Consider the following 26,922-nt stretch of genomic DNA (forward strand, 5'->3'; position numbering starts at 1 on the left):
TAGGACCTGTAGCCAATCAGTGTGTTGAGTCCCAGACATGACCAAACCGAAGATGCCAAAGTCTCCGAAGAGCGCGATCAAACCCGATCTGTTTGCGGCCGATTTGCGCAAGCAGAAGATCGACCGGATGGGCGATCCGCTGGTGGCCTTCGAGACCCACATCGACTTTGCGGCGCTTGCCGCGGACGTGGATCAGGCGGCGCCCCGACCGGTCAGCCCGCAAGGCGGTCGTCCGCCGTTTCCCACCGAAACGATGGTGCGCATCCTGTTTCTCAAGCGGGTCAACAATCTCTCGGACGAGCAGATGGAATACCAGTTGCTTGATCGGATGAGTTACCAGCGCTTCTGCGGGCTGATGGACTCGGCCAGCATTCCGGACCGCACCACGATGTGGACCTTCGAGAACCGCATCGGCGAGGTCGGCGCCCAGGCGCTGTTCGACGGCATCGAGCGGCAGTTGCTCAAGCATGGCTACATCGCCCGCGGGGGGCATATCATCGACGCCACCCTGGTGCCTGCGCCAAAGCAGCACTTCAGCAAGGACGATAAGGAGATGCTGAAGGAAGGCGCGATGCCGGCGGACTGGAGCCCGGCCAAGCGGCGGCAAAAAGACCTGGACGCCACCTGGACCAAGAAGCACGGCAAGAGCCACCACGGCTACAAGCTCTCCATCAACGTGGACAAGCGCTACAAGGTTATCCGCAAGATCGAGACCGGCACCGCCGCTACTCATGACAGCCAGCACTTTGAGGCGGTGTTGAACACTAGCAACACCAGCCGGGACGTCTATGCCGACAAGGGCTATCCGAGTGCGGAACGGGAAGCCCAGCTCCAGGAAGCGGGTTATCGCAACCACATCCAGCGCAAGGGCCAGCGCAACCATCCGCTGTCCGAACGGCAGAAACAACGTAATCAACGCATCGCCCGGGTCCGAGCACGGGTCGAGCATCCCTTCGCCGCCATCGCACAAATGGGCGGCAAGTTTATTCGCACCATCGGCCAGGCGAGGGCGAACTTTGCCATGACGATGATGGCGGCCAGCTATAACCTGAAGCGGCTGGTTTACCTGAAACAGGCGGGTGTCGTGGCCTTTTGAGGCCCACCCTCGCCCGAAAGGCCCCCAACGCGGGCGATTCGGGGAAAATGAAAAGTGAAATGGCGACAAGAGCGTGAGGGAGTCGGCTCGTGTGCCCGCCCGGTCAAAAAATTAGAGCCGGGTTTTCATCAAAATTCAGGGTTTTTCGAGGTGCCCTGGATGTATTCAACCAAGGGATTCGCGGTTTCGAAATTTTGGGAGTGAACGGATGAACGTTGAGGAACTGTTGGATAAATTCTGCCTAAGGCCATCAACGGAATCGATCCCTGCGATCCGAAGTCTGCTCGGTGAACAGGCTGAGAAAGAGCAGCATGCACAGGGTGCAGGCGATACCGAATTGATGAAGCTTTGTTGCGTCCAACTATTTGCCAACGAAGACGTTTCGGATTCCTTGCCGATTTGGAAAGCGAAGAGTTCGAGCATGGATGCGGACGCCTCGATCGACGTGCAGCTATTGTGCGGCGGAGGCTTGCTTGAAACCAAGGAATATCTGAAGCAGCATCCGGCTCCTGGGGCGGCACACGCTCTGGCACGGATAGAGGCCTGTGAAGCGAGCGGCGATTTCGACGGATTCTCGGTGGAGGAGACGTTAGCTTTCTATGAAGACTACTACGCTGAAGAATAACTTTCCGACGCGGCCTATTCGACTGTGGCGTGGCAGGTAGTAGCGAACATATGGCTGCTTCTCTTGACGCTTTTTTGCGGCGTTTTTTTCAGCAGCCGACGGACAGGACTCGGTCAATCCGAGGGCAACGACCCGGTCGGCCAAGAGTTGCAGCGTCCAGTGTTGACGCCCTTCCAGCGCCGCGCTGCACGCTTCTGCGATCAACCGGGCTTTGGGCCTTTGGCCCGGGCGCGGACGTTCCCGGAGCGCCTCAAGGCCGCACTCGACAAAGCGTCGGCGCGTGCGTTCGACCGTCGCCCGCCCAACCGTCAGCGCTTCGGTGATCCGCTCGTCGGGCCAGCCCTCGGCGGCTTTGAGTAAAATCCGCCCGTGGGTCAGTTGACGCGTCGCCGTCGTGCCACCGCGCAGTAACTGTTCCAAGTGCTCACGTTCGGCGTCACTGAGCCTGACCCGATAGATCGTTTGGGGCATCGCTGATCTCCTTCACAGGAATGAAAGGATCAGACTCGGATCGCACTAAGAATATCCATCACCGCCAGCGTGACCGACTACTAGTGCGCCTCGCGGACTGCTAATATTCGTCGGGTTCTATCCAGATTTCGTCGCGTCTTTTCGATATAAAACGAAATGTTCTCCGCTTCAAAGACGGACAAAGCCCTCTGGTAAGCCATCACCGCCTCCTCCAGCCGGGCGGTTCCGGATCCCCGCTTCCCTAGGGCGCTAAGGGCAGTGCCCAGATTGTTCTGAGTCAGCGCCCACTGGAGCGGCGCCCGCTCACGGGCCACCTCCTCGAGTGCGGCGCGGAACGCCGTCACCGCCTCCTCCAGCCGGGCGGTCCCGGATTTCCGCTCCCCCAGGGCTCGAAGAACAACGCCCAGATTGTTCTGAGTCCTTGTCCACTGAAGCGGTGCCCGCTCGCGGGTCACCTCCTCAAGTGCCGCGTGGTAAGCCGTCACGGCTTTGGCTAAGGCGGTGGGGTCGCCTTTTTGGTACCCATAAGTCGCTAGCGCATCGGCGACGCTTACGCTCAACAGACTTCGTTCGTCGTTGCTCCAGGCGTCCTTCGTCACGGGATGCCGAATCAAGTACTGCACCAGGCCAATAAAGGGTTTCAGACGATCGGCGATGAAAGGTCCATCTTCCCTCGAATATTCGGCGGCTTCGCTAAGGGTCAGCAGCAATAGCAAGTTTTGAACATCTTCCAAAACCATCGGGGGCAGGTCCAAATTGCCAGCGGACACCGGGTGACGTCCGAACTTATTGAAGCCTTCGAGCTGTTTGTTAACCGTCCAATGGAGCTTGGGTACCGATCTCAGTACAGTCCCCCAGATCAGTCCTGAGCGTGGGACCGGTCCAGCAGTTCTCGAGCATAGGCGTGGCCATTGTCTATGATCTCGTTGCTGTCAGAACCTTCGGTGGTGATGAGGCGATCGAATCGAAGAATTTGAATAGCGCTGCCGGAAATTTCACTCAGCGATTCGAAGATAAGTTTTTCCACTTCATGGTTTGGATCGTCCTCCAAGTGAGCGATGGCAATGCTGAAGCGATGGGGATCGGCTTGGGGAAGCGATTCCCGCGTCAACCATTCGATAAACCCATGCATACCAGGCAGCTTGCCGGTTTCTTTCCAGTGGAACCAGACAATCAGAGGAATCAGGACACTCCCCACGACCAGCGCTTCCTTCCAGCGCCAATGCCGCCACCTCCAGACCAGCCACTCTTTCACCTGGCTTATCCATTCGACATGACGTTCTGGTATAGGCTGATCTACACAACATGCAGACGGAGAGCTCTTGGGCGCACGCTCGACTTTCCGCGTCAGTCCCGATTTTCGATTCCGTTTCATAGGTCACCTGGAGGTGGCTAGTGAATTCCAAAAACAGAGCAGGACAGAACGGCGCCAAGGATACACAATGCTATCTAGTCAACCAATCATCACCTGCTGTCACCGGCATCGCATATTGAAAATGGTTGTGAGCTATAGAAATCTGGTGTGTGGCCGGCCTGACTCAGGCGGCGGTTTTCTGCTGATCGTCTTCCGCTTCACCGAATTGATCGATGACGGCGATTCCATCCTGAAACCGCATTCCTCGTACCACATCCGGCACGAGGCGGTTCTTCAGGAACACCACTTGATACCAGCAGGCATTGGGGTCATCGGGATACGAAGGTATCTATTATCGGTTCGACCGGGCCGGAAACCTGGTGTACCGGCACGGGAATGGGTCTACTACCCCGAGTCCTTTGAGCCGTTGAGGATGCTCGGCGGCCGAAGCGGACCGAATCCCCTCTTGCACTATCAAAACGACACCAACGGCGGCCCGATCCGCCTGACCGACTCGACGGGCGAGATCCAATGGGCAAGGCCTTTTTAGAGAATTCCAGGATTTTCCTGGCTATGTCAACAACTTGGACAGAGAAAGCTGTATCGATATCGTGATGTCACGCATTTGGATATTCGCTATTTTCACCGTGGTAGTGGTTATTGCAGTCGTTTACGTCGCATGGCGTTGTGAGGACTGCGCGAATACGGCCCGCCATTTCATTCGTGAATTGTTCCGTGCGCTTCATTGACTGCGCAATCGGATCATGTCTTCGGATGTCGGGGGCCTTGTCCTGCCGGACCGACGGGACTGGCTGACCCTACTAGGCGAAGTCTGTACTCGCTTCAACTTCCGCCGCCCGGTTTTTCTCGGCAAAGGTGACTTCGTCGAGCGCTTCGCCCAAAAATCCCAGTCGCTCGACCAGCTCCGCGAGCTCCCCCGGGTGCAGCGCCGTCCGCTCGCACAGCCGCTCCGGCACTTCGAGTACGCTTATCCCTTGCAGCCAGACGCGATGGCACGCGCCTTCCGTACCGGCGTGTATACCCTGCAGGAGATCGCGGATCATTTCCGAGTGCGCTACTCGACCGTCAGCCGTGCGGTACAGTGGCTCGAAGCGAACGAGCGGGAAATGCAGGCTTGGAAGACCGTGAACCGACGGATGTAAAATCAAGCGGCGTTCTTGCCAGTCTCGGCAAAACGGGAGTCTTGTTCTCCCTAGTGGCGGTCATTATCCCGTGGCGTGATAGCTCGATTGCTGAGCACGGCCGCAATAGCCGCTGTTCAACCGGCGTCATGTCGCATGTAGTCAGAAACTGTATGGAGATTAATAGTGAGAGCGGTAAGTCGCATTATATTTTTAGGCACGTGCCTGCTGCCGATAGCGTCGAATGGCAACGCAGATCTACCCGTTTCCGGAGTATATTCGAATATGGCTCTATCGGGAGGAGAGGATGTTTCCGGGATAGAACTGTTCATAGTCGGCGCTACAGACGGTTACCATGCCTTGGTGCAATGTGCGAAGGCCGAACCTATGCCGCCGGTTTTGGTTACTGTCACCGTGAACGAGCCGGACATATCCTTTACTCTTCCTGCCGTTGCCAAAACGGGCTGCCCTGAGACTAAAGCGACAGGACGCTTGAGTGATAATGGGCTCGAGCTTAAGTTTGGCAGCCACTCGAAGCCGGTCAAATTGATTAGGGATAAGAGTTTTTGGACTCGGCAACAGGATGAGTAAAGGTTTTTCTGATAATTCAATTCATTAGTATGTGAATCTTTTTCGAAATCCGGCGTCGAGATTGCGTTCTCCGATACACTCCTTTGCCGTTGTTGGATGGTTTCGAACCAGAGAGCGACCAATCCTCTTGCCCACCAATCACCGAATGGGACATTTCGACTGATCATTTACCGAAATTTGCCGGAAATTTCACAATTCTTGAACGACACGCCAAGCCTCTTCGAGTAGCGTAACGACGTCGAGAAGATTCCGCAGTTAAGGAAGCTCTGATTAAGTCCTTCGACAGGCCTGTCCTGAGCCTGTTGAAGGGCGTGAACGGAATCAACTTGATCAGAGCTTCCTTAAGGTACGAGACGGCGCAATCCGAACGTTCGTCTAAAGAGTTGAACTGTCTACGATATCGATATTTTCTGCTTCGTCGCGGGTAACCGTGTAAGCATGTTTCTCATCAGGTGAGCCTCCCGGTTGATGTCCAACTCCTCGCAAGTCTGGATTGGGCTGAATACGGTGGCTGCCACGATTGTTGTCGACATTCCGGCCACAGGCTTTCGGATAGCGCTCCGGCGGCTGCCGGTAATTGAGGACGTAACCGCTGGCCTTGGCGGTGGGCGTCTTGGGCGGCAGTTCGCGCAGCCGCTCGCCAAGCCAGGCATCGAGCTTGCCCAGGGTCGATCGCTCCTGCTTCTGTCGCCTCGTGCGGATGCCCTTGGTGTCAAGTTGGCGTTCCTTGACTACCCGTTTGATAACGTAGAGTCGGCCGATGAAGTCGAAGGACTCGTGGAGACTAGTGCGCTTGCCGCTGTCGGCCGGGCGAGCGATGTCGTAGAACTTGCACGAAGCATTTGCGCAGCAGGCGCCTTCGGCGATCTTGCCGTCGGTGAAGACCTGATCGTAACCGGCACAGACAACCGTTGGAGCTATCGACGAAGGCGGCGCATCATCCGCGATCGATGCGGTTCGCGTGCTTACCGCATCCTACAGGCTACGGAGTGGGCCATGATTTACAGTATGCGACTCATCATATGCTTTGTACTTCCTATATCGGGATGTGTTAGCGACTATCAATCCAATCGGTATGATCCATATGATACGTATTACTATAAAAATACATATCAGGGATATAAGGACCGTAAAGAAATGGCGAGAAGCCAATGCCTAGGTCTGGACTATAGTACTGGTACATATCGTAGCGGTGACATCAGCAATAAAGCTAGAAAGAAGATTCAGAAATGCTTAGATAATGTAGGAAGCAGTTCGTTTGATGATTTTATAAATAACAGTCCGTTCGATTCTAACCATTAGCAGGCTGGTGAAAGCCCTGTAGGCGAAACGGAGTCAAGGCAATCGGGGCTCTGGCCAATCGGAGCAGAGAAAGGGTAGAGAGGAGCTGCAAGGCCCGGCGCGCAGTGGGCTCCGGGGGGTGTCAAGTTAACTGTGTAACTGGGGTTAGTTCATAGGGTAACTCGATTACCAAAGAGGATCACGAAGTGGTTCAACGCCCGTTTCCAATCCTGGATCGGCATGGTCCATTTCTTCTCGATCCGCTGCAGTCCCAGATACAGGATTTTCAGAATCGCCTCATCGTTTGGAAGGGCGGCTTCGGCGCTCCCGGAGACGCCGTTTGCGATTGGGAACGCGCCGCGGGTCTTGAGCAGCTTGCGCAGGCTGAAGTTGAGTGATTCGATCGCGTTGGTGGTATACAGCACTTTGCGGATCTCCGGCGGACAATCGAAAAACACAGTCAAGCGCGTCCAATCCGCCCGCCAGCTTTGGCTGATGGCTGGGTACTTCGCGTCCCAGGTGTCCGCAAACCGCGCCAGGGCAGCTTCGGCCTCGGTCAAGGTCGCGGCGCCATAAATCGCCCGCAGGTCTTTCGCCACCGCCTTGCGCTCCTTCCAGGTGACATACTGCAGGCTGTGGCGCACCTTATGGACGATACACAGTTGGACCTGGATGTTGGGAAACACGGTTTCAATCGCTTCCGGCAGTCCCTTGAGGCCGTCGACACAGGCGATAAAGCCATCCTGAACGCCTCGGTTCTTCAACTCGGTAAAGACCGACAGCCAGAACTTGGCGCCTTCTGTGTCCGCGATCCAAAGGCCCAGCAGCTCCTTTTCGCCTTGCAGATTGACGCCCAAAGCGAGATAGACCGCCTTGTTCTTGACCGGTCCCGCTTCGCGTGATTTGACGATCAAAGCGTCGAAATACAGGATCGGATACACCGACGCCAAGGGCCGGCTCTGCCATGCCTTCACGTCCGCCAACACCGATTCGGTCACGTTGGAGATGAGCGTCGGCGAGACTTCCACGCCATACAGTTCTTCCAGATGCCCCTGAATACCACGGGTGGATAAGCCCCGCGCATACAGCGCCAGAACCTTCTCATCAAATCCTTCGAGCCGGCGTTGGCGCTTGGAAACCAGTTGCGGCTCGAAGTCTCCGTTGCGATCCCGCGGGACCTCAATCGCCAAGGGTCCGGTTTCCGTTTGAATCGTCTTCGCCGACTTGCCGTTGCGAGAATTACCGCTGCCGCGCCCTTCCGGCGCATGGGGGGCATAGCCCAAATGGGCGGTCATCTCCGCCTCCAACGCCCGTTCCACCAGACGCCGGGTCAGCTGCTTGAGCAAGCCGTGTTCCCCCAGAATGTCTTTCGGATTCGTATAGCCTTTGAGCAATTCATCCAATAAGGCGTCTTGTTTGGCTGTGTCACTGGTCATGTTTTAGTCTCTTTTTCTGGCTGATTTTACAAACCAGTTACACAGTTCTTTTTACACCCTCGTGCTCTCCGGGCCGCACTTTACAGGGGTTAGCCAAAGGTGATGACTGTTTCCATCATCCGCGCCTAACAAGACGTGAATTCACCGGCCACTGCCCGCAAGACTTTAGTCAATCCGATATACGGCATCACCAAGCGGCCTCGATTTCCTGGCCGTCCTTCGAGGACAACTCGGCGAGCAGCGCCTTGGCTTCTTGCAGATCCGGCGTGTCAAACCCTTCGGTGAATGAATGGTAAATTTCCGCCAGCATCCGGCGGGCTTCTTCTATCTTGCCTTGGCGCTGCCATAACCGACTCAAGCTCACCACCGCTCGAAACTCGAATAACTTATTGCCCTGCCGCCGGGAAGTCGCGATGGCCTTGAGAAAACAGGCCTCCGCCCCGGACTCCGGACTTTCGACTGGACAGGCCTTCAGCATGAGTACGCCTTGGAGCCGATACAGCTCCGCCTCGTAAAGGTGCTCGCCAACGCGTTCCACTTCCTTGAGTGCTTCGGTCACGGCTTCGAGACCCTCTTCGAGGCGACCACCCACGGCGCATAGATCGGCGAGCAGTCCGAAATGATGAGCCCGCATCACCTGCATGGCACTGGGCTGGTAGTTCGCCAAAGTCTGCCGGATCCGGGCAATGCCGGCGTCGACTTGTCCCTGCATGACTTGGATCCACCCGCCCATGATGAGATGGGTCTCCTGCGCCAAGGGGATGTCATGTTCAATGCCGAGCCGTCCCAGCGCTTCGTAGTACTCGAGGATGGGCCCGGCTTCATGAGATACACAAAAGTGATGAATCCAAACGGCGGCATTCAGGGTTACGATTTGAGTGAGGGGATGTGCAAGCTCCTGCGCCCAAGTGAGGGCTGCCTCGAGGTGCGTCCTGGCCTGCTCCGGAACCCCCCTAAACCAAAGAATCATTGCAATATTAAACCGGCAAAGAATCCCCGGATCCCGACCATGCAAAAAGGCCAGGAAGCCGTGCTGCGCGGGCTCGTAGAGGGCTAGGCTCTGTTCGAAGTGTTTTCCGGCGGGCGCCAGCCTTCCGAAACATAACAAGGTGGTCCCCAGCGTTTGGTGGGCCTCCAGCAGCCACGTCGAGTCGTCCGCCTTCCGGGCTATCGCGAGGAGCTGTTCCGCCAGTTCATAGGCGGTCTGCAACTCCGCCCGCAAGTAGTAGAACGACCATAAGCCACAGAGCGCGGAGAAGAGCTGGGGCGTCTCGCCGACCATCCGGCACAGCACCCGTGCGCGGGTGTAAGCTTGCTCCACCTCGGGGGCGGTGTAGCCTTTGACGGCGATCAGCGCCGAGCCCAGGGTGATTTGGAGGGCGAGTTCGTGCTGGGTCCGCTCCGGGGTGTCGGGGAGGGCGTCGAGCAGCGCCAATCCTCGGGTGAGCAGGCCGATGGCCTCGTGCGGGGCGAGCCGCCGGAGGTCCTTCTCGGCGGCTTGTTGCAGATAGCGCAGCGCCCGGCCAAGGTTTCGGCCCTGCTCGAAGTGTACGGCCAGTTCCGCCGCGATCTCCCCGGCGCACGCGCCGTAGGCTTGCTCCAGCCGTTCGCCGATCGCCTGATGCAGCCGCATCCGCCGCTTCGCCGTCAGCCGGCCGGACAACGCGGCTCGATACAGCACATGGCGGAAGCCATAGCGCCCCGCCATCGTGCCGTCCGGCCATTCGGCGGTGTCCCGGCACTCCAGGAACTGCTGGCGCCGCACCAGCGCTTCACACTGCGCCTCGACCGCGTCCGGTTCGAGCGCCAGCCCGGCCGCCACCGCCGCCGCCGAGAACTCGGCGCCGGCCACACTCGCCACCTCCAGGAGGTGCTGCTCGGCCGGGCTGAGCCGATCGATCTGCTGGTCGATCATCTGCTGCAGGGTCTCCGGCATGCCGTGCTCGGCGTCTTCGAGCACGCGGAGCGAAGCGTCTTGGCCCGCGGGTTCCGGGGCTTCACGCAACGCCCCGCGAGCGTAGAGATAGGCCACCGTATGGACCATGAACAGGGGATTGCCTTCGGTGCGCCGGCTCACCCACTGCGCGAGCCGCTCGAGCGGCACGGTGGGCGCGACGCGGGGACACCGGGCGGCCAGATAGTCGGTCACCGCCGCTTCGCTGAGGGCGCCCAGCGCCAGCTCCGCACACTGCCCGTGCACCTGCAACTCCTGCTTGAGCCCTTTCAGCGGATGCCCCCGCACGATCAGCTCCATCGGCCGATAGGTGCCGATCACCAGCAAGCGCGCCGCCTCCCGCCGCCGCGCCAGGGCGGCGAGCAGGTCCAGGGTGGCATAATCGCTCCAGTGCAGGTCCTCCAGCACCAGCACCAAGGGGGTCTCTGCCGTCACCGCTTCCAGCGCCTCCGCCATCTCCCGCAGCATCCGCTCCGGCGTTGCCGCCACCCCCTGGCGCTGCAGCTCGATCTGCTCGGCCGGGCTGAGCAGCCAGGGCAGCTGCCCGAGCCAGGTAGGGGCATAGCGGCGCAGCAGCGCGACGAGTCGTTTGCCCTGCGGGGGCCGGCAGAGCCGGCCCAGCGCTTCCAGCACCGGCAAGTAAGCTTCGCCGGGGCCGTAATGCTCCACGCACTGCCCTGAGGCCATCCGCAACAGCTCCCGCCGGGCGGCGGCGCCCTCCGCGAATACCTCGACCACGGTGGTCTTGCCGATGCCGGCTTCGCCGGTGACGAAGACGAGTTGACGCTCGCCGGCCAACGCCTTTTCCAGCGCCGCGTGCAGGTGTCTCAGCTCCGCATCCCGGCCGACGCACCGGGGGGACGGAAGGGCGCTCGAAGCGGACGGTGGATGGGAGGCGCGGGGGCCGATGAAGCGATAGCCCCGGCGATGCCGGGTCTCGATGTAGCGCGGGGCCTTGGGATCGTCGCCCAGGGCCTTGCGGATCTCGTTGATGGACGCCTTCAGGACGCCTTCGCTGACGTACTGGCGGGGCCAGAGGGCGTTGAGAATTTCGGTTTTGGTGAGCAGCCGGTCCGGGTGCTCGAGCAGGTAGCACAGCACGGCGAAGGTGCGTGGCCGCAAGACGATCGCCTGATCGCCGCGCCATAACATGGCATTGCCGGGTTCCAACCGGAACGGTCCGAACACGATTGGCATCCCTTGATTCATTCCCGGTTCCTTGAGGCGAGTGGTTTCGAACCGGAGAGTAACCAAAGATCCCGTTCGATGGTGACTGTCAGGAGTCATGCTTTGAACCAAAAAATGACAGAAATTTTACGGTTTTTTAACAACACCCGAGGCAGGGGCGAGTAGCGTAAGCACGCCGCGTTGCGGTGTTACGGTTAGTCACGCACGTGTTACCGGCGGTCGCCGGCATCCGGAAGTCTCCCGAAGCCACTAACCGGGATGACGTACCGTTCCGGCAGGATTTGACTTATCACTCTAAGGAAACAAAACCGATGAAATCGAAAAAATGGCTAAGTGTTGTTTTGATCGCCGGGTGCTACGCAGCCGGGGGTGTTCATGCGGTCACTTTGCAGGTGACCGACGGCATACTGACCGGTGCGACTGGAGTGAATGTGGGCGGTAAGCTCTTTGACGTCAGTTTTCAGGATGGGACGTGTGCGGAATTGTTTTCCGGATGCGATGCCGTAGACGATTTCATGTTCGATGACGCTACGGCTTTTCTCGCCGTACAAGCTTTGTTGGATCAGGTGTTCGTGGACGGTGCCTCCGGAGCATTCGATTCGAATCCTTACCTCACGAGCGGTTGCGGTCTCGGATCCCCGTCCGGTTGCAATGTAATCGTCCCGGTGGGATTGGATGCCAATGGCTGGGCTCGCGGACGGCTGACGAAGAATGAAATTTCAGACGCTTCCGATTCCGCCTTATGGCAATTCTTTAGAGCCCCGGATTTCACTACCGCCGATTTGCCCGGTGAGACCTGGGCCTTGTGGACACCGGCCCCGGCCTCTGTCCCCGAGGCGCCCACGCTGGTGTTGTTATCCGGCGGCCTAACGGCGATGGCCGTTGTTCGGCGACGAAGAGCCCGCGTAAGAAATCGTCCTTACGAACAAGGATTGGGTATGACGCAGAATCACCGAATCACCGGGATTGGGAGGATATGAGATGAAAGTCGATCACGATACAAGAAGCCGTGGGGGCATGGTTCTCGATGTCGATTTTACCGATCGAGGCCGGGGCAGGGTTTTGAGGTCTTGCCTCGCCATCACCGCCGCCCTTTGGCTGACCTTGGGCCATGCTCAGCCCGAATATGCCACTGTTGTTCTCGACAACCCCACGCCCCAGGCAGACAGCTTTTTCGGCTTGGCCATGTCCGAGGTCGGGGACATAAACGGCGATGGCATTTCCGACTTCGTCGTGGGAGCGCCATATCAGATGGTGAGCTCTTCCGTTGGCTATGGGCGGGCGTTTGTCTTCAGCGGAGCCGATCAAAGTCTGCTCCTGACCCTTAAACCGGTGTATGAGAGCTTGTTCTTCGTCTTCGGCTACACCGTGGCCGGGACGGGCGATGTGAACGAGGACGGCACACCCGATATCCTTGTACAATCTTACGCCCGAAATTTTTTCTTGCCGGGAATTCAAGTTTTTCCGAACAGGACATATACATTCAGCGGAGCCGATCAGAGCGAACTCTACTATCCCCCAACCTGGCGAATCTCCGGGTTCGCCACGCCCACGACCGTAGCCGGAGTCAATGACGTGAACGGCGACGGCAAGTTCGACTTGCTGGTCGGGGTGCCCGACCAAGACGTGGGCGACAATGATGGCCAAGGCCAGGCCTTTCTCGTGAGCGGAGCCAACGGTAGTTTCCTCCGTACCTTCGACGTGCCTATGCCCCGACCCGGCGCCAGATTCGGCTCCGCCGTAGCCGGGGCGGGGGACGTCAACGGCGATGGCATCCCGGATTTGATCGTGGGGGCGCCGGGGCTGACGGTGGCCGGCAACGAGTCCCAGGGACAAAGCTTTGTCTTCAGCGGCGCCGATGGTTCTCTCCTGCACACGCTCGATCACCCGATGCCCCAGGCTGGCGCTCGCTTTGGTTCTGCCGCAGCCGGGGTAGGCGACGTCGATGGTGACGGCATTCCCGACTTCCTGGTTGGCGCGCCGCAGCAAGATGTAGGCGGCAATATAAACCAAGGCCGAGCCTTTCTTATGAGCGGGGCCGACGGAACCCTTCTGCGCATCCTCGACGACCCGACACCCCAAGCCGGTGGGGGGTTTGGCTGGGCTGTCGCCGGGGCCAACGATGTGAACGGCGACAGCGAACCGGATCTACTGGTAGCGGCCCCTGGACAGAACGTGAACGGCAATAGTGGTCAAGGCCGGGTCTTTCTCTTTCTCAGTACTCGCGCGACGCCCTAATCCAAATCGCGCATTCAATGAGGCATTCAGTTTTTAGGGCGGGTTAGGCCGCGAGTCCGTAGCCCACCGTGCGACCTCGCATCGGTGGGTTGCGCGGAGCCTGTCCTGAGCTCCGTCGAAGGGCTGACCCACCATCGATGGGTTTCGCTTCGCTCTACCCATCCTACGATGAATGTCCACTCGAATGCCGAATGGAATTCGTTAACCCGACCTAGAATACCGGTTTCACGACATCGGGGCCGCCGGATCGTTCTTTTTGCGGAGCACTGCCAGAGGGTAGAAAGTCTCTCGCCATTGAATGCCGCCCCGCAATAAAGTGATCAGCGCCGAGCGCCACAAAGCCCATAAGCAGAGGAGGGCGACGAAAGGCACCGATAAGCCAATGGACCAGGGATTCCCGGTGGTGTGGTTCCAATAGGCGAAAGTGCCGTGGAGAATCAGTACGGCGCAGGCATAGCCCCAGTATGGCGCTTGCGCCAAGTTCGCCAAACCCAAATACGGTATGGCAAAAGCCAGGGAAAACAGCAGTGTGAACAAGGCCAGATGGATGAGAGAAAATCCCATGGCCGCGAAGCTGTTTTTTTCGACTCCCCGAATCAGGCCTCGAACTCCACTGTGCCAGCGGAGACTCAGAAGGTCATCGCCGATCAGGATCCGGCTGCGCAGCCCCCGTTGGCGGAATAAGCGGCCCAGCGCCATATCGTCGACCACGTCCAGTTTTACGGCTGCATGGCCTCCGCAATGCTGATAAGCCTCACTTCGGACCAGATTGAAAGCACCGACGCCGGAATAAGCGCCGCGCGCTGAACGATTGACCGCCCAGGGGCGGGTAGTCAGGACGAACAGCAGGGCAACGAACTGCGTCAGCGCGGTTTCCCAGTACCCTTGGGTCAGCGCGCGCGGCAGCAGGCAGAGGTGATCAGTCCGCTGGTCTGTCGCATTGCGCACCGCAAGGCGCAGCGTTTGACGAGCAAAGAGGACATCGCCGTCGGTGAACAGGAAATAATCTCCCGTCGCCTGCTGAGCACCCCGGTGGAGGGCATGGGTCTTGCCCAGCCAGCCGGCAGGCAACTGATCGATATGTACGACCGTAAGCCTGGGATCGGTCGTGGCTAGGCGCTCCATCAAAAGACCGGTCTGATCGGTGGAACGATCGTTAACCGCGATGATTTCAAGGGCGGGATAGTCCGAACTGAGCAGGGAGGCGAGACAGTCAGAAATCTGCGGGGCCTCGTTCCGTGCCGGAACGATGATGCTGAGCTTCGGCCAGGCGATGTCTCGACGGTCGCTCCCTGACAGCCGGCTCAACTGCGATTCTTTATAAAACCTGATCGCCCGAACGGCGCTGACCAGCCAAAACAAAGCGATTCCCCACCCCATCAGACCGAACCACATGACTCTGCCTTTTCAGTCCGGCGCAGCCATTCCGTGTCCGCTCATGCAATAACCTTGGGCCGGGACTCCGAGGGCTGCGTTGAATTTGGCGGACAGGTTCTGATGGGCGGCAAGCGCGGCCAGTTCCACGATGCCGTCGTCGCCGAAGGCTTGGCGTAAACGGCCGATCAAGTCGGGATCGATTTCGATTCGCGTGCCCGTGATGGCCTCTGCATAAGCCAGGGCGGCTTTTTCGGCCTCGTTGAAGCGCGGGGATTCCCGGAAACCGGCCAGATCCTGTAATTGTTCCGGCGTCGCGCCGCGGTCCAGAGCATGGGACGCGTTGAGGTCGACGCAGAAATGGCAAGAATTGAGCTGCGCGATGCGGGTTCGGACCAGGGCGCGCAACGTCCCGCCCAGGGGTGAGGATTTACGTTCCAGGGCCAGATTCATCAGCTGAAAGCCGAGGAAGGCGAGCGGCACGCGCGCCCAGAGGCGCACCGGTTCCGGCACGACGCCCGAGCGCCGGCGCAGCAGGGCGAGCACCGGGCGCAGGTACCAGGCATAGCGGTAGTTCTCGGAAGAATCGATAAAGCTCATGGGGGCTTCCGGTTTTCGGTCTGTCATCACTCCGCGAGTCGTCGCGGTCTGAAGATCGCCACGGGAGGTTCGATTTTGGCCCGGCTTCAGCAGCACTTTTCACCGCCGCATTCGGCGATCTGTCGGCCACCCTTGGTTTCCGCGGCCGGACGGCGCGTTCCCGGCGGCGCGCACCAGGCTACCGGTTCTGCGGGGATCTTGGGTTCGATACCGATGAAATGCTTCTGATAGGGACCTTCGGTCAGGGTGCGGAAGGTGCGTTCGCACACGGCGATGCGCTCGCCGCGCGGGAAGATGTGGCCTTCCTCGTCGCGCACTTCGGCGTAAGGGCCGCGATAGATGACCGCGTGTCCCCGGTCCAAGCATTCCCGGCCATAGCCCTTGAAGGCGACCAGGGTGACGGCGCGGAACTCGATGTTTTCGATGACCTGCCAGGGTTCCACTTCCCACTTGTCCAGGCATACTGCGCTGAAGCCGGCCTGCTCGAAGGCCCGAACGAATTCCCGTTCTTCGAAAGCACCCGAGATGCAGCCGCTCCATAGCGTGGGGTCATCTTTGAGGTGCCGGGATACGGGTTCGTCGGCGACGATGTCGGATATGGCAACCCGCCCGCCGGGTTTGAGCACACGGAAAATTTCTCGCACCAATTGCGATTTTTCGTCATCCGCCACCAGGTTCAGCACGCAGTTGGAAATGACCAGGTCCACCGAGGCGTCGGCGATCAGCGGCCGGGTTTTCCGCTGCTCGGCCTGCCAGGATTTCAGGGCGGCCAGCGAAGCCGCGTCGGTGACCGGCCGTTCGGCCAGGTAGCGTTCCATTGCGGCGACGTCCAGCGCCAGGTCCTGGATATAGCCCTTATGGAAACGGACTCGGTCGCCGCCCAGTTTCTCGGCCATTTCCGACTGGTATTTGCGGGCCATGGCCAGCATGTCGTCGTTCATGTCGACACCGATGACCAGCCCTCGAGGGCCGACCAGTTGCGCCGCCATATAACAAATCTTGCCGCCGCCCGAACCCAGATCGAGCACGGTATCGCCCTTGCGCACGTAGCGGGAGGGATCGCCGCAGCCGTAATCCTTGTCGATGATTTCACGGGGCAGCAGTTTCAGAAGTTCGCGGTCGTAATCCACCGGGCAACACAAGGCTTCCTGTTTCTCGCGGGCGCCTTCGGAATAGCGTTCTCGTACCGATTTTTCTACCGACATTATGGGATCTCCAGGGTCTTTGTTCCAACTTTTATGGGTTCAGCGCGCCGCCGCAGGAGCTGCCGCAGCCGGCCGTGCAGCCATAGCAATGATCGGCCGTAGCGATGGCCTCGCCGGTCAATGCGGTCGCATCGATTTCAGTGATATGACGCCGCCGCCCGCCTAGCGCCAAGCCCAGCATCTGGTTGAAATCACAGTCGTGGACGTAGCCCTGCCAATCGATGCTGATCAAGCTGCGGCACATGACGTTTTCGAGATTTTCGTCGCGATGGGCGCTTTTCAGCAAACGCATGTAGGGTTCGAACGCGCCGTTCGACACCAGGGTGCTGCCGAAACGCTGGATCGGCATGTTGGCAAGCGCGTAAAGCCGATTGAAAACAATGTCGTAGCGGGCTTTCAGCTCGCGTCGGTAGACGGCTTCCAGTTGGTCCTGGGCCGGCGGCAGCGTTGGTCCCTGCGGGTTGTAGACCAGGTTCAGGATCAGTCCCGAGCCACCCTGGCCGTAGCCGAGTCGGTTGAGTTTCCCGAGGGCGCGGATACTGGCCGCAAACACGCCGTTGCCGCGCTGCCGGTCCACGTTGTCCTCCAGGTAGCAGGGGAGGGAAGCGATGATTTCCACCGGCTGCCCGGCGAGGAAATCCGCCAGATCTTCGTAACCGGGTTCTTCCAGAATGGTGAGATTGCAGCGGTCGATCACCCGCACACCCAACTCCCGAGCGGCTTCCACCAGGTAGCGGAAATGCCGGTTCATCTCCGGCGCGCCTCCGGTCAGGTCCAGGCCGGCGACTTCGGCCCGCCGAAGCAACTCCAGTACCTGGTCCACGGTTTCCCCGCTCATCATCTCCTTGCGTTTCGGCCCGGCATTGACGTGGCAGTGCAGGCAGGCCTGATTACAGCGGTAGCCGAGGTTCACCTGCACCGTGTCCAGCTTTCCGCGGATGATCGCCGGGAAATCGCCGGATTGTATCAAAGGCAAAATCGCATGCATGTCGCAGGTTAAACTCCATCGGAAAAGTTGAAGACAATGGCTATTAGTCGCCGATTCGAGTGAAACCTTACCGCATCTCGAAGAAAATCCTTTCGGTGCGATTGTACGTTTTCATCTCGCGGCTCGACCAATCGATAGCATCATACGAATCATCACCTTCAGGGAGAACCGTAATGAACCCTTACCGTATCGGCCTGGTCATCGTTCTCGTGTTGCTCGCCGGGGCTTTTTTCGCGTTCGACCTGCAACGCTTTTTCACTCTGGAGGCGCTGAAGAACCAGCAGGGCGCCATCGCGGAGTATCGAAGCGTGCATCCTGTTCTCTCCGTCGCGGTGTACAGCCTGATCTACGTGGCGGTCACGAGTCTGTCCCTGCCCGGAGCGGCCGTGCTGACCCTGGCCGGAGGCGCCGTTTTCGGGCTGCCGGGGGGTACGGTGATCGTATCTTTCGCCTCGACCATCGGGGCGACCCTGGCCTTTCTCGCATCCCGTTTCCTGTTTCGCGATGCGATCCGGTCCCGGTTCGGCGAGCGCTTGCAAGCCATCGATTCAGGGATGGCGCGTGATGGTGCGTTTTACCTGTTTACCCTGCGGCTGGTGCCGGTCTTCCCATTCTTCGTCATCAATCTGGTCATGGGCCTGACGGCCATACCCGCTCGCACATTTTATTGGGTGAGCCAGGTGGGCATGCTGCCGGGAACGTTTCTTTACGTGAATGCCGGCACCCAGCTGGCCAAGATCGAATCCCTGTCGGATATTCTCTCACCGAGCCTGCTGTTTTCGTTTGCGCTACTGGGGCTGTTCCCCCTGCTGGCCCGCAGGCTGGTGGATGCGATCAAGGCGCGCAAGGTATACGAGCGCTGGGAAAAACCCGAACGCTTCGACCGTAACCTGGTGGTGATCGGGGCGGGTTCTGCGGGTCTGGTCGCGGCTTATATTGCTGCCGCCGTGAAAGCGAAGGTGACGCTGATCGAAAAACACCGCATGGGTGGCGATTGCCTCAACACCGGCTGTGTTCCTTCGAAAGCCCTGATACGCACCGCGAAACTGCTGAGCCATATCGCCCGGGCATCCGAGTTCGGCGTTCGGAAGGCCACTGCGGAGTTCGATTTCGCCGATGCGATGGAACGGGTGCAGAAGGTGATCCGGACGGTGGCACCGCATGATTCGGCGGAACGTTACATCCGGCTGGGTGTTGAAGTCATCGAAGGCGAGGCGCGGATCGTTTCGCCCTGGGCGGTAGACGTTCGGACGGCAGCCGGCACTCGCACGCTCAGCACCCGCGCCATCGTCATCGCCGCCGGTGCGAGGCCGTTTGTGCCGCCCATCCCCGGATTGGAGGCGGTGGACTATCTCACTTCGGATAATGTCTGGGAATTGCGGGATCTGCCCCGGCGCCTGGTTGTCCTCGGCGGCGGTCCCATAGGCTGTGAGCTGGCGCAGACCTTCGGTCGCTTCGGCAGCCGGGTGATCCAAGTGGAGATGATGCCGCGCCTGCTGAGCCGGGAGGATCCTGAAGTGTCCGATTTCATTACGCGGCGTTTTCGTGACGAGGGTATAGACCTTCGCTTGGGGCACCAAGCCAAGCGGATTCTCGTCGAGAATGGCGAAAAAATCCTGGTCGCCGAGCACCAGGGGCAAGAAATACGGATACCGTTCGACCGGATACTGGTCGCGGTCGGCCGCATTGCCAACACCGAGGGTTACGGGCTGGAAGAACTGGGTATTTCCACGACGCAATCGCGCACCGTCGAAACCGACGAATTTCTCCGGACGATTTATCCCAATATCTACGCCTGCGGAGACGCTGCGGGGCCGTTCCAGTTCACCCATACCGCCGCCCACCAGGCGTGGTACGCCGGCGTCAACGCGCTGTTCGGCGGTGTCAGGAAATTCCGGGCCGATTACCGGGTCATTCCCTGGGCAACCTTTACCGATCCGGAAGTCGCACGCGTCGGCCTTAATGAACAGGAAGCGGAGGAGCGAGGCATACGGTATGAAATCAGCCGCTACGGCATCGACGATCTGGACCGCGCCATCACCGACGGCGAGCCGCACGGTTTCGTCAAGGTGCTGAGCGTGCCGGGCAAGGACCGAATCCTCGGCGTGACCCTCGTCGGCGAACATGCGGGAGACCTGATCGCCGAATTTGTACTGGCCATGAAACACGGGCTCGGTCTTAACAAAATTCTGGGCACGATTCACATTTATCCGACTCTGGCCGAGGCCAACAAATACGCCGCCGGGGCCTGGAAACGCGCCCATGTACCGGAGACGCTGCTGCGATGGGTGGAGTGGTATCATACCGCGCGGAGGGGGTGATTGAGACTTCGCGCGTTATGCGCTGGAACTTTGTAAGGATCATCGAAATGGCCTTGCCGGAGCACGACAGCTCGAGATGCGCCTAACGACCATTCGACTACCCGGTTTTCCGGCATCCGGCTTACGATGCCGTCGACAGGCAAATCCTCTCGCAACACCACTGTATATCTCAGTCGTAGGCGATTCAACGCGAAATGGCGGAGATAGGCGAACACACCGGGGTTCTTGCGGATGCGGCTCGCATCCTCGCCGAGCGCGATGTCCAGCACGTCGTGGAGCCGGTTTTCGCCCCCCCAGAGCCCGCGAATGGCCTCGGCCAAGGTGGCCGTCGAGGCGTCGCGGGTGACGAGGTCGTCAGCGATGGGTGCCTGACGCGGCTCAAAACAGCGGCGGCGGGGATTGAATTCCTCCACGTGACGGCGGACCTCGACCACGGCCAGTGACCAGACCCGTGCCGTGCGTTGTTCAATGCGATGACGCCGGCCCAGGTCCACCGTGTAGGTCTGCTCGGCCTGGAGCTGCGTCTGACAAACCGCCCGTACGGCCGCGCGTAGCTTGGGATGATTGCCTTTTACCCGAATTCGTAAGCATTGAACAGCCCTGGCTCCCGACCCGCAATCCCTGCGCAACCGGCGTGTTTCGCGTGCCTTTGCAACCTGAAAAATTATCGGCAGGGCCTAGAATCAATTGGCCCCGACCGAATGTACGAATCATTTCCGCAATGCCGGTTATGACGGATAAACAAAAAGAAGACGCTCTAATGGAGGTAGCAACATGGTCAATAATAACAACGTATGCCCCGTCAATTCGTATAACGAGTGGGATCCCTTGGAAGAAGTGATTGTCGGTTCTCTCGATGGCGCCATGTTTCCCGATTGGAATACGATTAATATCGCTACCGTGGCCCCCGGCGATTGGCTGGACATAGAAACCAAAGCGGGGGGGCCCGGATCGCCTTATCCGCGGGAGATGGTAGCGGCGGCCCAGCGTGATCTTGACGGCTTCGTCCACATCTTAGAAGCGGAAGGCGTCAGGGTGCGAGAGGTTTCCGCTGCCGACTTCGCCGCACCTTACAAATCCCCGGGGTGGCAGGTTGGCAACGGCTTCTGCGCGGCTAACCCGAGGGACCCGTTCCTGGTGATCGGCAACGAGATTATCGAGACGCCCATGGCCGACCGTAACCGGTATTTCGAAGCTTGGTCGTATCGCCCACTGTTCAAGGAGTATTTTCAAGGCGGTGCCAGATGGACGGCGGCGCCCAAACCTCAGCTTTTGGATGCGCTATACGATTCCGCCTATACACGGCCACTAGCCGGCGAGCCGATGCGTTACGTGGTGCAGGAGTTCGAGCCGGTTTTCGACGCGGCCGATTTCGTCCGGTGCGGCCGCGATATTTTCTGCCAGAAGAGCAATGTCACCAATCAAATGGGAATCGACTGGCTGCAGCGCCACCTCGGCGATGGCTACCGCTTGCATGTATTGCAGAACCGTAGTCCCGAAGCGATCCATATCGATACCACCTTCATGCCCTTGGCACCGGGCATGGTGCTGGTCAGTCCGGAGTACATCGATGTGAAAAAATTGCCGGCGATCCTAAAGAACTGGGAAATTCTGATAGCGCCGGAGCCGGTGCCGGTCATCCATGATCCCCTGCGCATCGTCAGCAAGTGGATTGCCATCAACGTCCTGATGTTGGACGAGCGCCGGGTCATCGTGGAACAACGCCAGGAGCCCTTGATAAAAGCTCTGAGGAACTGGGGGTTTCAACCGATACCCTGTGCGTTCGAGGCCTATTTTCCGTTCATGGGGGGATTCCACTGCGCGACCTTGGACGTGCGGCGGCGTGGAACTTTGCAATCGTATTTTTAAGCGAGCCGGGATCGCCATTCGATAATATCGCAAGGCTCGGCATTATCAATAATTAAACAGGACAAGCACCGTGTTGCCGATTGTTTCCGGAATTTCCGCTGGGGCGACTCTCTTGGGTAGCCTCTTGTTTGCCGGCAAGATCAGGCGCCGGAAATTCGCGACCCAATCCGGCGGCTTGGCCTGTGCGCTTTCGCTACCTCGCGAACCGCATCCGGCGGTGCCTGCTCGACCTATCGGCGAGAGCGAGCAGGAGGTCAACCATTATCTGGTGGTATCCTGCGGCAGCTTGGGCCTGGCGACGCTGGGCGCCCTGCTTTATCCGCCCCTGAGCCTGCTGAGTGCAGCGGGCAGCTTCTACACCTGCGTCCCGATTTTCGTACAGGCGTACCGGGGTCTCGTCAAACAACGCCGACTGCGCTCCCCCATCATCGATTCCATAGGCGTCACCACGGCACTGATTGCCGGTTTTTATTTTGCCAGTGCTCTCGCCTGCGTTCTGTATTTCACCAGTCGCAAGTTGCTGCTGAAAACAGAGGATACTTCCTTGCAGAATCTGACCAGCGTCTTCGGTGAGCAGCCACGTTCGGCCTGGGTTGTGCAGGAAGGCGTCGAAATGGAGGTGCCGGTCGAGAGTCTGCGCCTCGGGGATATCGTGGTACTGGGGGCCGGGGAGATGGTCCCCGTTGACGGGATCATCAGCGAAGGACTCGCCAGCATCGATCAGCACATGTTGACCGGCGAATCCCAGGCCGTTGAAAAAACCATAGGTGATGCGGTGCTTGCTGCCACCGTGGTTCTGAGCGGTCGCATCTTGGTCAGAGTGGCGAAAACCGGTGAGGAAACGATCGCCGCCCAGATCGTCGAAATTCTGAAGAGCACGGCGGACTATCGTATGTTGATCGAATCCGAAGGAGAGCGGATCGCCGACCGGTCGGTATTGCCGATCCTGGGTGCAGGCTCGCTCGCCTTGGCGACGCAGGGCTTGGGCAGCAGCGCGGCCGTATTCAACAGCAATTTTTCCGAAAACATGAGGATCGCGGCGCCCTTGGGGATGCTGAATTTTCTCAACCTGGCTTCCCGGCAGGGCATCCTGATCAAGGATGGGCGCGCCTTGGGCCTCATCGATGAGGTCGACACCGTCGTCTTCGACAAGACCGGTACCTTGACGCTGGATCAGCCGCATGTCGGAGGCATTCATTGTTGCAACGGCAGTATGGGTGAAGACTTGCTGCTGAGCTACGCCGCCGCGGCCGAGTCCAGACAATCTCATCCCATTGCCCGGGCCATACGCCAGGCGGCCGCGGACCGCCAACTGCCGCGGCTCGGCAGCGAAGACGCGCACTACGAACTTGGCTATGGCATCAAGGCCGAAATCGACGGTCGGATGGTTTCGGTCGGCAGTTTACGCTTCATGGCGATGCAGGCCGTCGAGGTGCCGGAAGCGATCGCAGCGCAAGCTTCGCAAGGACAGAGAAAGGGTTATTCTTTCGTTTACGTGGCAGTCGACGGCGACCTGGCGGGGACGATCGAGTTGCGCCCGACCCTGCGTCCGGAAGCCGAGGCGGTCATTCAGGCCCTCAAGACGCGTGGGTTATCGCTCTACATCATATCCGGCGATGCGGATGAACCCACGCGAGCCCTGGCGGGAAATCTCGGTATCGAGCACTACTTCGCTGAGGTACTTCCCGAAGATAAGGCGGTTCTCGTACGGCAATTGCAGAATCAAGGGCGCAAGGTCTGCTTTATCGGTGACGGCATCAACGATGCCATTGCACTTAAGCAGGCCAATGCCTCCATTTCCCTCCGCGGCGCCACCACGGTCGCCACCGACACGGCCCAGGTAATTTTGCTCGACGGTAGTCTCAACCAACTGGACTTTCTGTTCGATTTGACCCGCGACTTCAAGATCAATATGAAAACGACAACGGCCACTACCGTAATACCGTCGGTATTCTGTATTGGCGGCATTCTTCTCTTTCACTTCGGTATCAATACGGCAATCCTGATGTATAACCTTAGCTTGATCGCCGGGGTCGGGAATGCCATGTTGCCGGTCTTGCGCTGGGGAAAAGCCAGGCAACGCCTGCCAGGGGCGGACTCGGAACAGGAGCCGGTGACTGCTCTCGAGGCCGGCTACGTCAGGCCTGGCTCTATACGCCCTCGGCGCTGAAAGTTCACGCTGCTAAGCTGGATCTCGTCGTGCGCAGGGGATCTCCTCCACATGTCCTGTTCATGCAGCGGATTCGCGAGATCCGAGATTTCATGCGTGCGGATCCTTCCGATACGAAAAACCGGAAGCGCATTGTCTGCGCTCTCGGATCGCTCTTCACCCGTGATCGCAGTCCGCCAGAAAGGTGAGCAACTGCTCGCGCAGCTCGTAGTAGTTCGGGTGTTCAAGCAGCATCGCCCGAGTGCGGGGGCGCGGCAGGTCAATTTCGAGGATCTTGCCGACTTTCGCGTTCGGCCCGTTGGTCATCATTACCACGCGGTCGGCGAGCAGAATGGCCTCGTCGACGTCGTGAGTCACCATGATGGCGGTCAGCTTGGTCCGGGTCCACACTTCCATCAACACTTCCTGCAAGTCCCATCGGGTGAGCGAATCGAGCATGCCGAACGGCTCGTCCAGCAGCAGCAGCTTGGGGGATAGCGCGAATGCCCGGGCGATGCCCACCCGCTGTTTCATGCCGTTGGACAGCTCGCTGGCTTTCTTGTCCCCGGCATCGGCAAGGCCTACCCGGCCGAGATAGTGCTCGACGATGGCGATGCGCTCTTTCCTGCCGGCGTGGGGATAGACCTGTTCCACACCTAAACAAACGTTCTCGTACGCCGTGAGCCAGGGCACCAGGCTGGGCGCCTGGAATACGATGCCGCGGTCCGGGCCGGCGGTGACCACTTCCCGGCCGTCCAGGACGATGCCGCCCTCGCTGATGTCGTTGAGACCCGCCACCATGGAGAGCACCGTCGATTTGCCGCAGCCGGAATGGCCGATGATGGAAATGAATTCGCCCTTGCGTATCTTGAGATCGAAGCCGTCGACGACCTTGATGGGACCCTTGCGGCTCGCATAGATCTTGGAGACGCGGGAGAACTCCACGTAGCGCTCCAAACCGGCTTTTGCCGGAACCGCCTTGATGTCGGGAGCCTGGTGTTCGCGTGCGGTGTTGGGCAGGACCGTCGGCAAGCTGATGATCTTGTCGGAAGTCGCGGCTTCCCGCTCATGGCTGATTTCCATGAGATATTGAATCACCTCGCGCCGGATGCGCTTGAACTCCGGGGAATGGTTGATGGCCTGGCGGTCGCGCGGACGGGGCAGGGCGACCCGGAATTCCGGTCCCAGGGTTGCATTCGGGCCTGGCTTCAGCGGAATGATGCGATCCGCCATGATGATGCCCTCGTCCACATCGTTGGTGATAAGCACGACGGTCTTCTTTTCCTGGCGCCAGATGCGGATGATTTCGTCCTGGAGCTTGGAACGAGTCAACGCATCCAGAGCGCTCAGGGGTTCGTCGAGCAGCAGGATGTCGGGCGAAGCCGCCAGCGCGCGCGCCACCGAAACCCGCTGTCTCATGCCGCCGGAAAGCTCGGCGGGACGCTTGTCCATGGCGGGGGTGAGATTCACCATGGCGATGTATTTCTCGACTCGCGCCGCTCTTTCCGCCTTGGGCGCATCCTTGAACACCTGGTCGACCGCCAGCGCCACGTTCTGGCGCACGGTCATCCAGGGCATCAGCGAATAGTTCTGGAACACCACGCCCCGGTCGGGTCCCGGACCTTCGATCGGCCTGCCGTTGCACCGCAGTTCGCCGGTATCGGCCTCGATGAGACCCGCCATGAGGGAGATGAGGGTGGTCTTGCCGCTGCCGGAGAAACCGACGACGGCGACGAACTCCCCTTCCTCGATACGGAGGTTGATGCCGTTCAGCACCTCGGTCCGGCGGGCGCCGGCGCCGTAGCCCTTGCCGACGCCTTTGAGTTCCAGCGCTACGTTCCGCGGCGCCTGCTCCGCGGGCGGCTGGTTGTCGAAGTCGTCGGTGTGGATGCGTTGTAGGCTTAACATATTGGGCTCCTTAGCTTGAACGCTCGCCGAAGCTGACCAGTTGTTGCAGGGTTTGCATGATGCGGTCCAGCAGGAAGCCGACGAAGCCGATGGTGAACACGGCCACCATGATGCGCCCCAGCGACTGCGAACTGCCGTTCTGGAATTCGTCCCACACGAATTTCCCGAGGCCGGGGTTCTGGGCCAGCATCTCCGCCGCGATCAAGACCATCCAGCCCACCCCCAGGGACAGGCGGAGCCCGGTGAAGATGAGCTTGAGCGAGGACGGAATGACGATCTTCATGATCTTGGTGCGGGTGGAAAGCCGCAGCACTTTGGATACGTTGATGAGATCCTTGTCGATGGAGGCGACCCCGACGGCGGTATTGATCAGGGTCGGCCAGAGCGAGCACAGGGTCACGGTGACGGCCGAGATGATGAATGATTTCTCGAACATGGGCGTGCCGTTCGTCACGTATACCGCACTCACCACCAGGGTGACGATGGGCAGCCAGGCCAGCGGCGATACCGGCCGGAAGATCTGGATCAAGGGATTGATCGCGTTCTGAAACGATTTGCTCAGGCCACACAGGATACCGAGCGGCACGGCGACCAGGGTCGCCATGGTGAATCCGGCGAACACCGTGTAAAGACTGGTGAAAATCTGGTCCAGGTAGGTCGGCTTGCCGGTATAGGGCAGCGGGGTGAATTCCTTGCCCGGATTTTCCGCCAAGAACCGCGCCTTGCGCTTTTCCTGACGTTCGTAGAATGCCGCCTCCCGCTCCCGTTCCGCGACGTGCTCCTGATACAGGTTTCGGGCCTGTTCCCACACCGCCGCGGGACCCGGCAGCTCGCCGAGGGAAGTCTTCACGCCGGCGGCGCCCACGTGCCAGAGCACCAGAAACAGGACGATGCCGAGCAAGGGCGGCCAGTTGGCGTGGAAGAGGGCCGCGAGCTTCGATTCCCCATTGCCGTTGGCCTGGGTCAGAGTGCCCAATCGTTGCAGTAATGTTTGTGCCGTCATGTTGATCCTCCCTGTCGGAGAGCCCGCGCAGTGCCCGCCGACGTGACTGAATGAAGATGGTTTCGCTGGCCGCCCAAAGCGTTTTCCGGTTTGGCGTAGCTCTCGAAGTAGGTCGGCAATCCATTCCCA

21 protein-coding genes are annotated in these 26,922 nt (G+C 59.5%); 8 read left to right on the top strand and 13 right to left on the bottom strand.

The features are described 5' to 3' along the window. The first annotated feature begins 52 nt into the window (after positions 1-52). Together sS8_RS04330 and sS8_RS04335 are read left to right on the top strand one after the other, a co-directional pair. On the top strand, positions 53-1,096 hold the full coding sequence (locus sS8_RS04330) for an IS5 family transposase (protein WP_119632595.1): 1,044 nt from the start codon (positions 53-55) through the stop codon (positions 1,094-1,096). 208 nt (positions 1,097-1,304) lie between these two features. Continuing rightward, positions 1,305-1,721, top strand: coding sequence for a hypothetical protein (locus sS8_RS04335; protein ID WP_119628574.1), 417 nt, complete (start codon positions 1,305-1,307; stop codon positions 1,719-1,721). Here sS8_RS04335 and sS8_RS04340 read toward each other — a convergent pair. From sS8_RS04340 to sS8_RS04350, 3 genes are all read right to left on the bottom strand, one after another. After that, on the bottom strand, positions 1,686-2,192 hold the full coding sequence (locus sS8_RS04340; RefSeq protein ID WP_119628575.1) for a helix-turn-helix domain-containing protein: 507 nt from the start codon (positions 2,190-2,192) through the stop codon (positions 1,686-1,688). The genes sS8_RS04335 and sS8_RS04340 overlap by 36 nt on opposite strands. A gap of 80 nt (positions 2,193-2,272) precedes the next feature. Continuing rightward, a complete protein-coding gene (locus sS8_RS04345) occupies positions 2,273-2,962 on the bottom strand; it encodes a tetratricopeptide repeat protein (RefSeq protein WP_232020510.1) in 690 nt (229 codons plus the stop codon). 89 nt (positions 2,963-3,051) lie between these two features. Beyond that, positions 3,052-3,447: a hypothetical protein gene (locus sS8_RS04350; protein ID WP_119628577.1), complete on the bottom strand. Its 396-nt coding sequence runs from the start codon at positions 3,445-3,447 to the stop codon at positions 3,052-3,054. Positions 3,448-4,310: 863 nt separating this feature from the next. Between sS8_RS04350 and sS8_RS04355 the strand changes: the two genes are divergently transcribed. Continuing rightward, on the top strand, positions 4,311-4,709 hold the full coding sequence (locus tag sS8_RS04355; RefSeq protein ID WP_119628578.1) for a hypothetical protein: 399 nt from the start codon (positions 4,311-4,313) through the stop codon (positions 4,707-4,709). Positions 4,710-5,654: 945 nt separating this feature from the next. Here the strand turns inward: sS8_RS04355 and sS8_RS29815 are convergent. The 3 genes from sS8_RS29815 to sS8_RS04375 all read right to left on the bottom strand — a co-directional run bounded on the left by sS8_RS29815 (position 5,655) and on the right by sS8_RS04375 (position 11,159). Next, positions 5,655-6,227: an IS66 family transposase gene (locus sS8_RS29815; RefSeq protein ID WP_119632614.1), complete on the bottom strand. Its 573-nt coding sequence runs from the start codon at positions 6,225-6,227 to the stop codon at positions 5,655-5,657. Positions 6,228-6,730: 503 nt separating this feature from the next. After that, a complete protein-coding gene (locus sS8_RS04370) occupies positions 6,731-7,996 on the bottom strand; it encodes an IS256 family transposase (protein ID WP_119628580.1) in 1,266 nt (421 codons plus the stop codon). Positions 7,997-8,183: 187 nt separating this feature from the next. Continuing rightward, positions 8,184-11,159, bottom strand: coding sequence for an AAA family ATPase (locus tag sS8_RS04375; RefSeq protein ID WP_232020512.1), 2,976 nt, complete (start codon positions 11,157-11,159; stop codon positions 8,184-8,186). A 290-nt stretch (positions 11,160-11,449) separates the two neighbouring features. Between sS8_RS04375 and sS8_RS04380 the strand changes: the two genes are divergently transcribed. Together sS8_RS04380 and sS8_RS04385 are read left to right on the top strand one after the other, a co-directional pair. Next, positions 11,450-12,118, top strand: coding sequence for a hypothetical protein (locus sS8_RS04380; protein WP_119628582.1), 669 nt, complete (start codon positions 11,450-11,452; stop codon positions 12,116-12,118). Position 12,119: 1 nt separating this feature from the next. After that, on the top strand, positions 12,120-13,376 hold the full coding sequence (locus tag sS8_RS04385) for an FG-GAP-like repeat-containing protein (RefSeq protein WP_119628583.1): 1,257 nt from the start codon (positions 12,120-12,122) through the stop codon (positions 13,374-13,376). A 225-nt stretch (positions 13,377-13,601) separates the two neighbouring features. Here the strand turns inward: sS8_RS04385 and sS8_RS04390 are convergent, their stop codons facing one another. From sS8_RS04390 to arsS, 4 genes are all read right to left on the bottom strand, one after another. Further along, positions 13,602-14,771 (bottom strand): glycosyltransferase, encoded by a 1,170-nt coding sequence (locus sS8_RS04390; RefSeq protein WP_119628584.1) that lies wholly within the window; start codon positions 14,769-14,771, stop codon positions 13,602-13,604. Between the two features lie 12 nt (positions 14,772-14,783). Continuing rightward, entirely contained in the window at positions 14,784-15,350 is a 567-nt protein-coding gene (locus tag sS8_RS04395; protein ID WP_232020513.1) for a carboxymuconolactone decarboxylase family protein, read from the bottom strand. Between the two features lie 86 nt (positions 15,351-15,436). Then, entirely contained in the window at positions 15,437-16,555 is a 1,119-nt protein-coding gene (locus tag sS8_RS04400; RefSeq protein WP_119628586.1) for a methyltransferase domain-containing protein, read from the bottom strand. A gap of 31 nt (positions 16,556-16,586) precedes the next feature. Beyond that, positions 16,587-17,543: an arsenosugar biosynthesis radical SAM (seleno)protein ArsS gene (gene arsS / locus sS8_RS04405; protein ID WP_119628587.1), complete on the bottom strand. Its 957-nt coding sequence runs from the start codon at positions 17,541-17,543 to the stop codon at positions 16,587-16,589. A 173-nt stretch (positions 17,544-17,716) separates the two neighbouring features. On the opposite strand from arsS, the gene sS8_RS04410 reads away from it, so the two are divergent. Then, on the top strand, positions 17,717-19,864 hold the full coding sequence (locus sS8_RS04410; RefSeq protein ID WP_119628588.1) for an FAD-dependent oxidoreductase: 2,148 nt from the start codon (positions 17,717-17,719) through the stop codon (positions 19,862-19,864). Here the strand turns inward: sS8_RS04410 and sS8_RS04415 are convergent. Next, positions 19,843-20,493: a hypothetical protein gene (locus tag sS8_RS04415; protein ID WP_119628589.1), complete on the bottom strand. Its 651-nt coding sequence runs from the start codon at positions 20,491-20,493 to the stop codon at positions 19,843-19,845. The genes sS8_RS04410 and sS8_RS04415 overlap by 22 nt on opposite strands. Positions 20,494-20,638: 145 nt before the next feature. On the opposite strand from sS8_RS04415, the gene sS8_RS04420 reads away from it, so the two are divergent. Beyond that, positions 20,639-21,733, top strand: coding sequence for an amidinotransferase (locus sS8_RS04420; protein WP_119628590.1), 1,095 nt, complete (start codon positions 20,639-20,641; stop codon positions 21,731-21,733). A gap of 70 nt (positions 21,734-21,803) precedes the next feature. Further along, positions 21,804-23,903, top strand: coding sequence for a heavy metal translocating P-type ATPase (locus tag sS8_RS04425; protein WP_119628591.1), 2,100 nt, complete (start codon positions 21,804-21,806; stop codon positions 23,901-23,903). 156 nt (positions 23,904-24,059) lie between these two features. Here sS8_RS04425 and sS8_RS04430 read toward each other — a convergent pair whose 3' ends face one another. After that, positions 24,060-25,790 carry an ABC transporter ATP-binding protein gene (locus sS8_RS04430; protein WP_119628592.1) on the bottom strand — a complete coding sequence of 577 codons (1,731 nt, stop codon included), beginning with the start codon at positions 25,788-25,790 and terminating at the stop codon, positions 24,060-24,062. A gap of 10 nt (positions 25,791-25,800) precedes the next feature. Beyond that, on the bottom strand, positions 25,801-26,793 hold the full coding sequence (locus sS8_RS04435) for an ABC transporter permease (RefSeq protein ID WP_119628593.1): 993 nt from the start codon (positions 26,791-26,793) through the stop codon (positions 25,801-25,803). Positions 26,794-26,922 lie beyond the last annotated feature (129 nt).

The organism is Methylocaldum marinum, assembly GCF_003584645.1.
GTDB classification, from domain to species: domain Bacteria; phylum Pseudomonadota; class Gammaproteobacteria; order Methylococcales; family Methylococcaceae; genus Methylocaldum; species Methylocaldum marinum.